The organism is uncultured Slackia sp., from assembly GCF_944321625.1.
Taxonomy (GTDB): Bacteria; Actinomycetota; Coriobacteriia; order Coriobacteriales; family Eggerthellaceae; genus Slackia.
In genome coordinates, this window is the sequence record NZ_CALUMA010000080.1 from 1 (window position 1) to 11,731 (window position 11,731).

An 11,731-nucleotide genomic window follows, 5' to 3' on the forward strand; every position below is an offset into this window, starting at 1 on the left:
CTGTGATTCCACCAGGTGTTCGCGAGCGCCGCGCTCAGTACGTGGCGTGCGGGTTAATGCCGAAGGCCGCGCCCGCCGCCGCGCCGGCAGCCGAGGCGGGTTCGTGGTTGCCGCTCGACGTCCTCGAAACCACGCAGCGCGCCGTCGACGCCGGCAAGCTCACCTACAACCAAGCGGTCGCGCACCTTTACACGGGGAGCTCCGCGTGGTGCCAGGCAGCGAAGTGGCAACGCGCTACGCTGGCCGACCTCGAGCGCGAGCACGCGCGCAACGAGCGGGCGCGGCATCGCGTGGTGGGGCTCGTGGTCGAGACGCGGCCGGACGCCATCACGCCCGAGGCGCTCGTCCACATCCGTCGGCTCGGCGCCACGAAGATCCAGATGGGCGTGCAAAGCGTCGACCAGCATATTCTCGATAAGAACGGCCGCAATACCACGGTTGGGCAGATCGAGCAGGCGTTCAGCCTGCTGAGGCTCTTCGGCTTCAAGATTCACGCGCACGCCATGGTGAACCTGCTCGGCGCCACGCCCCAGAGCGACCGCGCGGATTACCGGCGCTTCGTGACCGACCCCGCGTTCCAGCCGGACGAGGTCAAGCTCTACCCCTGCGCGCTTATCGAGAGCGCGCGGCTGCGCGAGCGCTACGAGGCGGGGGAGTGGGTGCCCTACACGGAGGACGAGCTCGTGGGCGTGCTCGCAGACGACGTCCTCGCCACGCCGGCGTTCTGCCGCGTGTCGCGCATGATCCGTGACTTCTCGTCCGGCGACATCATGGCGGGCAACAAGAAGCCGAACCTGCGGCAGATGGTGGAGAAACGGCTTGCGCGCGCCTCTGCTGCCGGGGGCGAACCGGTCCGCGAGATCCGCTATCGCGAGATCGCGACGAGCGAGGTGGATGTGGACACGCTTGCGCTCAACGTTGTGCCCTACGAGACGAGCGCTACGGACGAGCGCTTCTTGCAGTGGGTGACACCAGAAGGTCGCATCGCCGGTTTTCTCCGCCTCTCCCTGCCAAAACGCGAGGCAGTTGCCGACCTCGCCGCCGAGTTGTTCGACTCGAGCGCGCCGTCGACGCCTGTTCCCATTATCAATGCAGACGAAGCGATGATTCGCGAGGTCCACGTTTACGGAATGGCGACGCGCGTGGGCGAGGACGGCGCGGCGGCGCAGCACCACGGGCTCGGTCGTCGGCTTATCGAGCGCGCCTGCGAGCTTGCGCGCGAGGCCGGCTACAAGCGCATCAACGTCATCAGCGCCGTGGGGACAAGGGAGTACTATAGAATGCTAGGGTTCCACGACCATGGACTGTACCAGCAGAGGAGTCTCGATGAACGAGGATAGGCAGACCGAGGGCAAGCCCGCGGGCGCGACGGTACAAGAACCGGCGGCGGCATCGCGTGGAGCGGAGGAGCGCAGGGTTCCGAGTGATATCGAGACGAAGCTTCTGGGCGACGCCCCGGCCGATACGCCGGAAGAGCTTGAGGCAAAGGTCGCCGGCAAGGTGCTTGCGGGCACGCGCGGCGCGAGCGCACCCGTGAAGCAGGCGGCGGTGACGGTGGGCATCGTGGCGCTCGTGCTGGTGCTCGTGTTCGTCTTTCAGCTGGCGCAGTTCCCCGCTCCGGTAATCGGCGTCATCGTGGTCGTCGCGATCGTGATGTTCGCGCTCGTGCTGGTGAACCCGCATGTCGTGCGCACGCAAGCCGGTCGCGCGCTCGTGTACACGCGGCTCGCGAAGGGGCAGCCCGTGCGCGTCATGCGCCTGGGCGGCGTGTACCAGTCTGCGACGTATCTGGGCTTTCAGAGTTGCGAGCCGGTGTTCAAGTACATCAAAGCCTTCGATGTGGTATTCGATGCCGAAGATGCCGTCCGCGCGGCGACCGGACATGGCGTGGAGCGCGTGCTCGCGCTGGGCGGCGGCGGGTTCTCATGGCCGAAGCATGCGATTCTCGACCATGACTGTCTGCATGTGGACGTGGCCGAGATCGATCCGGCAATCATTCAGGCGGCGCGGCGTTGGTTCTATCTGGACATGATTGAGCGCTACGCTGGGCGGCGCCTGCGCGTGCACGAGGGCGATGGCCGGGCGGTGCTGGACAAGCGAGCTCGTAGGCTGGAAGCGGGAGAGCCCAAGGCTCAGCGCTACGATGCGATTGTGAACGACACGTTTTCCGGCGGAGAGCCCGTGCGCGAGCTTGCCACCGTCGAGGCAGCGCAGGCAGTGCGCACGTGTCTCAACCCCGGTGGCGTGTACGCGACGAACGTGGTCGCGCGTGACGGCGACACCAGCGTGCTGCGCAGCACCGTCGCGACGCTTTCGCAGGTCTTCGCCCACGTGTGCGTGATCCCCGTGGAGGAGGACGCCTGGGCGAGCGACGACAACTACATCGTCGTGGCTACGGACGGGGATGCGACGTTCCCCGGTGCCGTGCCGTTTGACGAGGAGTTTCTGGGCGAAGTGGTGCGAGATACACAGAGACAAGCGAAATAACCAGTTGCTCGATGGCCAATTACGCTACTCCGAAATCCGCCCGTTAAAAGATGTGTATAGTGGCGGGCGCAAAGACGTCGTTAGGTGATTTGGGATGAGTTGACCTCAATCCTCCAACTGTCTTAGTAGTGATTCCGCGGAGGACTTTTCAGCTTCTAGGCGACGAAGCTCCCTCTTTTGTTTAAGGTAGTAAATAGGTATCCAAATGAATAGACCAATGCCAATCAACGCGGCAGTTTCTTTTCCCCCAACATGTTCTGGTTTCAAGACTGGTTTATCCCAGTAATAGATTGCGATTGACCAGCAAAAAACATACGCCAGAGCCAAGTATAGTAAATTATTACGCAGATTCTGCCGGGCATTGTCTATGCGTTCGGAAAGGGCTTCCCTTTCGTTGCGCAGTCTTTTTATTTCGGCATTCGCTTTCTTTGCGTTGCTGTTTTCCATGTTTAAGTTCCTCAGCTTTGCCGCTGGCACTTACTACGTTTACGTTTTTGCGTTCGTTTACTTTCTCCTGTATGTGATAAGAGAGCTATCGAACAATCATCAAATGTTTTCGTATTTGCTATCAGCTCAAGTGTGGCACGTAGGCCAGTTTGCATATCGCGTCTGTTAAGTTCTCTGGAAGATTTCAGCAGTTTAAGACACGCCGGCGCGAGTTGATTGTCAGCTTTCCGGTAAAGTGCTGCCTCTGGGCCATCAGACATGAGAATGAAGCCCGTGATAACCGCCGGTCGCTGCTCATCGAGGGTGCCAGTATAAATTCTTACATGTTCGGCTGCTCTGTTTGATGTGATGAAGTATGTTTCATTTGAATGCTCGCCGTTGTCTGGAGAGCTCAACGTTTTTAGCTCTGTAGTACTGTCAGAGTTGGTTAATTCAATCCCAATGGCGCCGTCCCCAAGATGAATTGCAATATAGCGATTTCGTTTCACGCCAACTGCCAGGGCAGTTGCAGCCAGATCGGTTGTTATCGAATTCAGGTCGTGTGCTTTGTCTTCTACTTGTCGGCAAAGCTCTTGAGTAACGCTAAGCTTCGCATCAATGTTGTTCATGCGCCATATTTCGTCGAAGCGTCGACAAAGAACATTGCAAAGTGTTTGAGCACATTCTTTTGAGCCAAAATGAGAAAGACTCGCCGATCCGGCACCATCAGATAGTGCAATTACGTTAACGTTACGACGATATGCTGTTGCGACGCTGTCTTGGCAGGGCGTTTGATCACTTAGATGCGATCTTCCCTGAACTGCAAAGCAGGCTCGCTTCCAGATGACTCGTTTCATTGCACTCCAATTGAAATATGTGACGTTATAGCTCTGCCCAGCCGCGAATACCGTCTACGTCTAGCGTTACCTTATCGCCGGGCGTGGATTGCGAGACCCGTGATACTGACTTGCTTAGCCATGAGAAGAAATCTGAAAACTTGAGCCCTTGGAGTCGGAGGGGCGAACGGCCGGGAGAGAATTTGGCAAGAACGTTCATATCAGCATCCGATCCGATACCGATGGGAAAGACAGTTAGCTTCTTTCTTTCAACCATATCTGCGACTCGGGTAATTTGTTGCTGGAGTACAAAGTTATTACCATTCGGCTTTCCGTCGGTCATCAACACAAGCCAAGGCTGATAGTAGTCGACGCCACTTGCTCTGTAGGCAGCCTTCCGTTCCTCAAGGCTATCAAGAGCGAGCTGAACCGCTTCCCCCATGGGGGTATTGCCAGAAGCCGTTAGTACGGGAGGTTGCGGGCGAGTATCTAGCGTCGCAAAATCCGCTTCAAGTGATGCCGGCCCGAAGGTTACGATGCAGATTTCTGCGGAGAATCGAGCAATTTCATCGTCGTTGATAGCTTGATAGAAGGTTTTTACCCCCTCGTTTAACTCTCGGATGGGCTCTCCCATCATTGAGCCCGAGCAATCAAGGCAGAGTGCCACGGGGACACGCGGGGTGGGGTTTTCAAATAAGTCTTCCATTTCCACTAAAGCGAGCTCGTTCATACAATACTCCAATCTCTTGAATTGAAATTAACTACAGCTGTTGAGAAGGTTGGATAGAATGCTGAGGATGATGAACAGGACAATATAGCCAAGGCATCCCTCAAAGCATCCCTCAAAACATCCTTCTTCTTTCTTAGGGGTCGTGTTGTTTGTCTTGGAAGCCGTGTTACTTGATGGGGCGGTTTTGGCTGTTTTGCTTGCAACGGTGTTTTGGAGCTTTGAGTGCTGGAGCCCCCGCTCTTTCTCGTAGCATCTCTCGCAAAGCCCGTCATGTTCGTCATACATCCATTTTGTAACGATGGCTCCGCATTTTTTGCAAGGGCTGCCTTTCCAGCAATCATTGCAATATTCAGGGAGATGCCTATTTCGATATATTGATTGATCGCGGTTGAAGAGTGTAATTACGTTGGGACATTTTGGATTCTTACAAGGATAGCGCTTCCAAATGTCATTCAGCCATTTCTGATGCGCGGCGCTTCGTTGCCGTGCCGCCTCTTTGTACGTTTCCTGCTGCTGCTTTTTCGTTTCATCAAGTAGCTCTTGCCTTCTTCTGCGCTCGGCGCGCAGCGCGTTTCGTTCGGCGGTTAACTGTATCTCTCGAGGAGTGAGATAGGGCGCTCTCTCTTTTGCCTCACACTCGGGGCATACTGGCTTGTAGCGATTCGGATCCGGCACATACATCTTTCCGCAACTCTTGCATTCACGCATTTTTGGACGTGTTGGGAAAATGTCCATTGCCATGGGATCACGATCGAGCATGTGGTCAATTCCGTGCTGATATGCAATGAAAACCTTTAGCCACTGTCCAGCATCCATGCGCTTTTCCGGCGTGAAGCATTCTCCTCCCTTGCGGAAGGTTTCAACGAACGCGCGTCTTGTGTTAAATGACATGTGGCTCCAGATATAGCCCCATTTTCCAGGAGGAATTCTAGAGATATCGTTGCTTTCATAGGCAAATGTACCATTGCGAATGTTTTCTGCTGGATCCGCTCCACCCACAACAGCATATGGCGCCTTACCAGGAAGCATAATCATGAAGAGCAGCGTTGCGATGGCAAAGTTTTCCATTGCCTGCGTACGTAGGAAAGTGTTGTAGTCTTTTCCCTGCGCTTCAGGTGGAGTGAAGTGTGCTGTACCAGCTGGGCAGGGATACTTGCCGATTTGATAGCTGTCACAGTCGACGAAATAAACCTCCGTCGGAGAGACGATGAGAATATTCTGCCCATTGATGTCGCCAAGGATAACGCCTCGGTCATTCAGATACTTGATTTTGTCGAGGATAGTTATACATAGTTGGATGGTGTCGCGCCTTGTCCATGAGGGGAACTTTTGTTGTAGCAGCTTCGGCATGAATACTGATTTGCCCAGCTCCACACCTTCTGCTCGCGGCATGAGGAAACCGACGCATTCATTCTGTTCGTTTTTTATCAAAGCAACAGGAAAGCAGACGCCTGGAAGTTTGATTGACTTGGTTAGCATGAGTTTGAGCTTTTCGATTTTTGTATCGACGAGCTTGCTCCGTGCGTAGATCTTGGCGACGTAATCGGAATTAGCGCCGAGGTTCGTTTCGAAGACGGAACCTTCCCCGCCCTCGCCAATTTTCTTGGTCAACTCGACTTGCTTTTGATGCACACCATCATCGGCGGTTACACATATCGATATCGCTTGTCCTTTTCTTGTTCCCTCGCCGGGCAAAGAGCCCTTGAGAATAATGGGTTTTTTCGTTGATTCAATTTGAAATGGTTCCGTCAAAGTTATCGCCACCATTCTGGCATAGGGGTATAGCCGGAATTAAGTGTCGTTGCATTATCAGGAGAGGTCCTGCTTGCTCCTGGCTTAGAGTTCGCTTGCATTTTTCTCCGCTGGTCATCCGCCGAGTCATCAAGGTGCCAGCGTTCAATGGAGCCCTTGGAGTTGAGACGATAAACCTTGAGCTCGCATTTATTTCTTGGGCGAACGGATATAAAGTTAGAAATGGCTACGAGATCGGTGGCAAGAGCCCTATCTTGGGTGAGAAAGAGAAGGTTCTTTTGAGTCCTAAATTTGAGCGCAACGGATAAAAGGACCGCATCGGCGAAGGGGTCGTTCGGATCTCCCACGATTGATAGAATTCCTTTTTTAATAAGTGGATGCACTCGCTCAAGAACTGCGACGCATCGTTTGCCTAGTTCGGGACGATTGGGGTCGTTCCGAATGTTTGTGAGCTTAACGAGCTCGTCATAGTTTCGTTTAGTGAGGATAATGGAACCCGCACGCGATAGCGCGGGGATTTCTTTATGCCAAAACCGAGCGTCTTTTTCCGCATTGTAGACGATCGTATTGTTACGGTAGATGTTCCAGCATGATACGAGAAGCGAGCATGTGTCTAAAAAAAATGAGCGTATCTGAAGAAGGCATTGTATCCGCCACGTTCCTATTTCGCTGCAATGGAGTCGATGAAATCAATGAGGTCATTTAGATTTGGTGACTTTACGTCTTCCCCTCGCTCGGCTGCGACTTCGCCTTGTTCGCTTACGATTTCCTGCAGCGCTTCTAAGATGCCAAAGAAGTCGAGCTCTTCCGGATCCGCTAGGTTAATCAGAGCGCGAATTGCCTTTCCAGAGGTCTCGGTTATGTCACAATAGGTGCAATATGAGCCAATTCCGAATTGTCGCTCGCTGCATGAAAGCTTCAGCTTAGAAATGGCCAGACAGATTCGCTGAGTTTTGCTTTCGCCCTGATTAGGCTCTTTTTTTGGCTACTTGTATTTCTGCCGAATCTACCTCTAAGGCTGAGTCTGCTTCACTGAACACATCATTCTCTGTATCTGCTTCTGAATCGAACTGTGCATCGCGATTTCTGATCAATTGCTCGTAAGCCTTCTCTGGATCTGACTCCGTTGGCGCTTCCTCAGAAATACCGCTTTTGTTGCTATGAGCGCTGGAGAGCGAATTGTATTCTGCAAAGCTTGGATTATCAGGTTCAATTACAGGGTAGGCAACATCTTCGATTTCGTACGTGATGGCGTCTGTTTCTGATGATACGTGCAGAGGATTATTAATGGCTGGCTCATTGGCAAGATACAAGCTTTTTGCATCGGCTGAGCTGTCAACAGACCCCCATCCTACAATCTTTCCCATGGCGTTACCCTTCACTTGGTTTAGTGCTTACACAGCGGTTGCAACGTTTGGGTGTTGCCGCGCCCATGTTTCTCCGAAGGTGCCGGGCGAGGCACATATCTCGACGGGCTTGAAATTAGAGAAAGGGAGCAGAACGGAATCGAAGGCGTTATCGGCTATGGATGTCACACTTGACGGAATGCAGATCCTCAAGGGTCTTCCACAGTCTGCGAATGCTTGTGATGAGATTGAGCGGATGCCACATTCAAGTGTTATTTGATTTAACGAGGTGCAGTAGCTGAATGCGTTAGGCGGAATCACGGCAAGGCTTCCGGGAATAAATAGCTCCTTTATATTGCAGGATGAAAAGGCGTATTCGCCCATTGTTTCTAAGGATGCGGGTAAATCAATGCGCTCGAGGTTGCTGCAGCAAGAAAAAGCCTCGCTTCCGATTTGGCTAATTGGGCCAAGAAAAGTAATCGATCGAATATGACAATTTGCCCTACCAGCGCAATCGGCGATGGTAGTAAATTGTGTGGGGATAGTTAGGCAACCATTGTCGCTTAAGCAACGTTCGATATCTTCGGCAGTAAAAGCGTTCATAGCTAGAACCTCCCCTGACAATCAGCATAATACCATACATATATGGTGGTACATGTATGGTACTTCCTAGATAGTTGTTACATGGATGATTTGCCGACATGTTGCGACTATTCTGGCTTCGCGATGAGGCTCGCAATGAAGCTTCGCGCTTTGCGTAGGGCTCGTGGGTTTACTCAAGAATACGTCGCATATGCTTCCGGTATTTCCACCTACACGTACCAGAAGTTCGAAAAAGGCGAGTCGAAACCAGGTACTCCACTCAATCCAAGACTCAGTACGTTATTGGCGCTTGCGAATACGTTTGGAGTGGATGTAAGGGAACTTCTTACATTTGATTAGCGGTGAGCCTGTTGATATCTTGCGAACGCTAATCATTCTTTGTATTGATGGTAATTAATTACAAGGTGATCTCGCCGTGGGCTAATTTGAGGCAAAGTTTGACGATTGTTTCGATAAGCTCGATGAAGCGATTCGTCTTTCCTGTTTAGAAGCGAATCGGTATCCCTGCTTTTGACAGCTCGATGTTTGTAAAAGTGCGAATAAAAGGGCTTGCTCGATGCACGGCTGTTTCCGTATCCCTCACAAGGGAGTTAAAGCTCATCCGTTGCTGATTATTCCGAGCGCGTTCTTTCGATAGTATACTGTATACGTGTCTACAAGGAGGTGCATATGGCTACGGCGGTGGTATCTGGCAGGGTTGACGCGCAGGTCAAGGCGCGTGCCGAGGCGTTCATTCGTGCGGCGGGGCTCTCGTCGGGCGACGTGATCCGCGTGGTGTGGGAGCGCATCGCGCGAACAGGCGAGATTCCCGACGCGGGCGATGGTGCTGAGCGACTCGACGCCGCGCCCGATCCCTTGGAGCGGCTCGGCGAGCTCCGGGTTTCTTTCGGTTCTTGCGAAGACCTCATCAGCCTCGATGACGACTAGATGAGGGACATGATTGCGAGCCGCTATGCGTAACTTCAACGATCGGAGGCTGCTTTTCGACACGAACGTTCTGCTCGACGCGCTCGTCGAGGGCAGGCCGCAGTCTCAGGAGGCTTGGGAGGTTCTGCGGCGCTGCAACGGCGGCGGCGACATGGGGCTCGTTACCTCGGGTTCGCTCAGGGACGTGTACTACGTGCTCGGCCGCGCTGGAAGGGAAGCCGCCGCGCGCGAGGCCATCGGCTTGCTGATGGATTTGCTCGTTATTGCGCCCGTGGGCGCGGAGGAATGCGAGCTGTCGCTCCATGCGGGGGAGCCGGATTTTGAGGACGGGCTTGTGCGTGCTGTCGCCGAGCTCAACGACGTCGATTTCATCCTCACGCGCAATGCCCGCGCGTTCAGACGGTCGCGTGTGCGGGCGGTGACCTGTGCGGAGTATCTCGAGATTGCTGGAGGAAAAGCCGTATAGCGCACCCTGTTCATGAGCGCGTTTCGGCATGACCTTCCGCGTTGCAACGGGTCACGCATCGAGTTAGCAGTTGACGTCTAGGAGGGGTTCACCCCGTGTGGGCTACGCGGTCAGGCAGGTAAGCGGAATCGCGTAGATCCCCTCGTCGACCTCACGCGCATATTCCGAGACGCCGGTGATTACCGCCATGAACTCTGGCGGCCGCGTTCGGCTTACGGGGTTTGCGGTAAGTTTCCGCTTGAGCGCCTTAAGGTGTTCAACCGCTTCATCGATTTTCCGCTCGCTCGTCTTGAATTCGAATGCAGCCCAAGCGCCTCCGGCGAGCTCTATAATCGCATCGGCTTCGAGCCCGGCGTCATCACGGTAGTAGCGAACCGGATTGCCCGTAGCAGTTTCGAGGGCGCTCGCATATACCATGAGGTCACGGATGCAGAGACTCTCGAAGATCGTTCCGAACGTCTGCCAATCTTCGAAGAGACGTTCGGGCGACATGCCGAGCAACGCAATGGCGAGTGACGGGTCGGCGAGATAGCGCTTCGGCTTTGTGCGAACTCGCTTGGGTGAGCGGGCTGGCGGCATCCAGCCGAGGATCTCGTCGAGAAGGTACATGTTTTTCAGTACGCCCAGGTAAGACGTAAGCGTTACCTCGGAAGTTTTGCCTGAAGCAGAGGCGTCTTCCATATCAGCTATGAGCGTTTTGTACGTAGCTGCTTGCCCAAGATTGCGCGCAATCGCGAAGAGGAGTCTGCCGGTCGTATCACCGCTTTTTCCTAGGCGGGGTATGCTCTCGTTTTGGAGCAGGTGTAGGTACTCGCGGGCGACGATTTGGGCATCGAGGGGTTCAAGGTCTATCGCTTCTGGCCAGCCTCCCCGACATGCAAGGCGAACAAGATCCTCCGCCCTCGTTTCCTTCTTAACGGGTGCGAACTTCCCATGGAACAGTCCCTCAAGGGACACGCTTTGATCAGAATCGCCGCTCTCTGCAAGGCTCATGGGCCACATACGTATGCGCGCGATGCGTCCCGCGCCACTGTGGCTGGGCAAATCGTCTTCGGAATCGGCGTCTTTGCGCAGCGGCGTGGAGGAGCCGGTAAGGATCCATGCGCCGCGTTGTCCACGTGTGCGGTCGCATTCGTGTCTCACATAGTCCCAGATCGCGGGTGCGCGCTGCCACTCATCGATGACATGGGGCTGCTCGCCGATAAGCATTGCGGACGGGTCGTCGCGAGCGAGGGCGAGGGTGCGGTCAACATAGCTTACGCTTTTCGCATGGGCGAGCGCGGTCCAGGTTTTGCCGCACCACTTGGTTCCGGCGATCTCGATGGCTCCGAATATCTTCAGGTAGCGTTCGACCTTCTTGTCAACGATCCTGGGGAGATACCCTTCAGGGTAGACGTGTTCGCTCATGTGCCCTCCTTTACTCGGAGTATATCGGAATATCACAGGTATGACGGTAGATATTAGAAAAAACGAGGAAGAGATATAAGAAATTCCGCTTGAATGACTTTAGAAAATCCGTTCTTTTTACTTTAGTTTTCCCGTTAACTCGCTTTGGATTTTCCGTATGAGTAACAGGGCTTCGAGACGCACGCGCTTGCGCAGTATCGCCGGAGGGTCAAATCCCCGAGACGACCTAAGTACGCCGCCCACGGACGTTGAAGCTCCTGGGCAAGCGGGTCAAGATCTTCAGCCCAATATGAGACAAAGTCTCTGTCTTATTGTCTCAGTGCGCACCACTGGCGGACGCGGGCGCGCATGCCCTCGATGTCGAGCACGCCCTCGGCGAAGCCTTTGCGCACGAGCTCTGCCGGTAGCAGCTCGTCGTATTTGTCGAAGTAGGGCACCTCGCCGGGGTAGACGAGGTCGAGGGGGTCGAAGTCCTTCTCCGCTTCCGCCTCGAGCACGCTCCAGAACGTGTCCTCGTCTGCGCGCATGCGGAACTGGATGAAGTACGGCCGCGACGGGTCGAGGCCGCGCAGCCCAATCTCGCCCGCGCACTTGATCTTCAGCAGCCGCTCGAGCGCGAGGAACGCATAGCTCCCGAGCCAGGGGAAGAGCACCCAGGTGTCGCCGCCCAGATTGATGAGGGGGCGCTTAGCCGCGCCGCTCTGTTCGGCTGTCCACCGTGCTTGGCGCAGGCGCGCCCGTGCGTTGTCGA

At 54.7% G+C, this 11,731-nt stretch carries 14 protein-coding genes; 5 read left to right on the forward strand and 9 right to left on the reverse strand.

Annotation, left to right across the window (positions count from 1 at the left end; translation table 11 throughout):
• Both Q0J60_RS07025 and Q0J60_RS07030 read left to right on the forward strand, forming a co-directional pair.
• The coding region (locus Q0J60_RS07025; RefSeq protein ID WP_294439960.1) for an elongator complex protein 3 at positions 1-1,340 on the forward strand (1,340 nt) is incomplete at its 5' end.
• Positions 1,327-2,487 (forward strand): spermidine synthase, encoded by a 1,161-nt coding sequence (locus Q0J60_RS07030; protein ID WP_294439962.1) that lies wholly within the window; start codon positions 1,327-1,329, stop codon positions 2,485-2,487. The genes Q0J60_RS07025 and Q0J60_RS07030, both read left to right, overlap by 14 nt.
• Before the next feature lie 105 nt (positions 2,488-2,592).
• Here the strand turns inward: Q0J60_RS07030 and Q0J60_RS07035 are convergent, their stop codons facing one another.
• From Q0J60_RS07035 to Q0J60_RS10525, 7 genes are all read right to left on the reverse strand, one after another.
• Positions 2,593-2,934 carry a hypothetical protein gene (locus tag Q0J60_RS07035; protein ID WP_294439965.1) on the reverse strand — a complete coding sequence of 114 codons (342 nt, stop codon included), beginning with the start codon at positions 2,932-2,934 and terminating at the stop codon, positions 2,593-2,595.
• An 11-nt stretch (positions 2,935-2,945) separates the two neighbouring features.
• On the reverse strand, positions 2,946-3,770 hold the full coding sequence (locus tag Q0J60_RS07040) for a PP2C family serine/threonine-protein phosphatase (protein ID WP_294439967.1): 825 nt from the start codon (positions 3,768-3,770) through the stop codon (positions 2,946-2,948).
• A gap of 25 nt (positions 3,771-3,795) precedes the next feature.
• A complete protein-coding gene (locus Q0J60_RS07045) occupies positions 3,796-4,479 on the reverse strand; it encodes a VWA domain-containing protein (protein WP_294439969.1) in 684 nt (227 codons plus the stop codon).
• Between the two features lie 27 nt (positions 4,480-4,506).
• Positions 4,507-6,246, reverse strand: coding sequence for a hypothetical protein (locus Q0J60_RS07050; RefSeq protein WP_294439971.1), 1,740 nt, complete (start codon positions 6,244-6,246; stop codon positions 4,507-4,509).
• A complete protein-coding gene (locus Q0J60_RS07055) occupies positions 6,234-6,578 on the reverse strand; it encodes a hypothetical protein (RefSeq protein WP_294439973.1) in 345 nt (114 codons plus the stop codon). The genes Q0J60_RS07050 and Q0J60_RS07055 overlap by 13 nt, the downstream gene beginning before the upstream one ends.
• A 621-nt stretch (positions 6,579-7,199) precedes the next feature.
• Entirely contained in the window at positions 7,200-7,598 is a 399-nt protein-coding gene (locus tag Q0J60_RS07060; protein WP_294439974.1) for a hypothetical protein, read from the reverse strand.
• 27 nt (positions 7,599-7,625) lie between these two features.
• Entirely contained in the window at positions 7,626-8,180 is a 555-nt protein-coding gene (locus Q0J60_RS10525) for a leucine-rich repeat domain-containing protein (protein ID WP_367178816.1), read from the reverse strand.
• Positions 8,181-8,315: 135 nt separating this feature from the next.
• Here Q0J60_RS10525 and Q0J60_RS10530 point away from each other — a divergent pair, with 135 nt between their 5' ends.
• The 3 genes from Q0J60_RS10530 to Q0J60_RS07070 all read left to right on the forward strand — a co-directional run bounded on the left by Q0J60_RS10530 (position 8,316) and on the right by Q0J60_RS07070 (position 9,573).
• Positions 8,316-8,519 (forward strand): helix-turn-helix domain-containing protein, encoded by a 204-nt coding sequence (locus tag Q0J60_RS10530; protein WP_367178817.1) that lies wholly within the window; start codon positions 8,316-8,318, stop codon positions 8,517-8,519.
• A gap of 330 nt (positions 8,520-8,849) precedes the next feature.
• The gene (locus Q0J60_RS07065) at positions 8,850-9,107 is read left to right on the forward strand and encodes a type II toxin-antitoxin system RelB/DinJ family antitoxin (protein WP_294439976.1); all 258 of its coding nucleotides are present in this window, start codon (positions 8,850-8,852) and stop codon (positions 9,105-9,107) included.
• Between the two features lie 25 nt (positions 9,108-9,132).
• Entirely contained in the window at positions 9,133-9,573 is a 441-nt protein-coding gene (locus Q0J60_RS07070) for a PIN domain-containing protein (protein WP_294439978.1), read from the forward strand.
• Between the two features lie 102 nt (positions 9,574-9,675).
• On the opposite strand, the gene Q0J60_RS07075 is transcribed toward Q0J60_RS07070, so the two are convergent.
• Both Q0J60_RS07075 and Q0J60_RS07080 read right to left on the reverse strand, forming a co-directional pair.
• The gene (locus Q0J60_RS07075; protein WP_294439980.1) at positions 9,676-10,980 is read right to left on the reverse strand and encodes an ATP-binding protein; all 1,305 of its coding nucleotides are present in this window, start codon (positions 10,978-10,980) and stop codon (positions 9,676-9,678) included.
• 308 nt (positions 10,981-11,288) lie between these two features.
• Positions 11,289-11,731: hypothetical protein (locus tag Q0J60_RS07080; RefSeq protein ID WP_294439982.1), on the reverse strand; the 443-nt coding region annotated here is incomplete at its 5' end.

Coding starts and splice junctions, on each gene's coding strand:
- Q0J60_RS07035 (WP_294439965.1), bottom strand. CDS start 2,934: ATGGAAAACAGCAACGCAAAGAAAGCGAATGCCGAAATAAAAAGACTG.
- Q0J60_RS07030 (WP_294439962.1), top strand. CDS start 1,327: ATGAACGAGGATAGGCAGACCGAGGGCAAGCCCGCGGGCGCGACGGTA.
- Q0J60_RS07075 (WP_294439980.1), bottom strand. CDS start 10,980: ATGAGCGAACACGTCTACCCTGAAGGGTATCTCCCCAGGATCGTTGAC.
- Q0J60_RS07050 (WP_294439971.1), bottom strand. CDS start 6,246: ATGGTGGCGATAACTTTGACGGAACCATTTCAAATTGAATCAACGAAA.
- Q0J60_RS07060 (WP_294439974.1), bottom strand. CDS start 7,598: ATGGGAAAGATTGTAGGATGGGGGTCTGTTGACAGCTCAGCCGATGCA.
- Q0J60_RS07065 (WP_294439976.1), top strand. CDS start 8,850: ATGGCTACGGCGGTGGTATCTGGCAGGGTTGACGCGCAGGTCAAGGCG.
- Q0J60_RS07070 (WP_294439978.1), top strand. CDS start 9,133: ATGCGTAACTTCAACGATCGGAGGCTGCTTTTCGACACGAACGTTCTG.
- Q0J60_RS10525 (WP_367178816.1), bottom strand. CDS start 8,180: ATGAACGCTTTTACTGCCGAAGATATCGAACGTTGCTTAAGCGACAAT.
- Q0J60_RS07045 (WP_294439969.1), bottom strand. CDS start 4,479: ATGAACGAGCTCGCTTTAGTGGAAATGGAAGACTTATTTGAAAACCCC.
- Q0J60_RS10530 (WP_367178817.1), top strand. CDS start 8,316: ATGAAGCTTCGCGCTTTGCGTAGGGCTCGTGGGTTTACTCAAGAATAC.
- Q0J60_RS07040 (WP_294439967.1), bottom strand. CDS start 3,770: ATGAAACGAGTCATCTGGAAGCGAGCCTGCTTTGCAGTTCAGGGAAGA.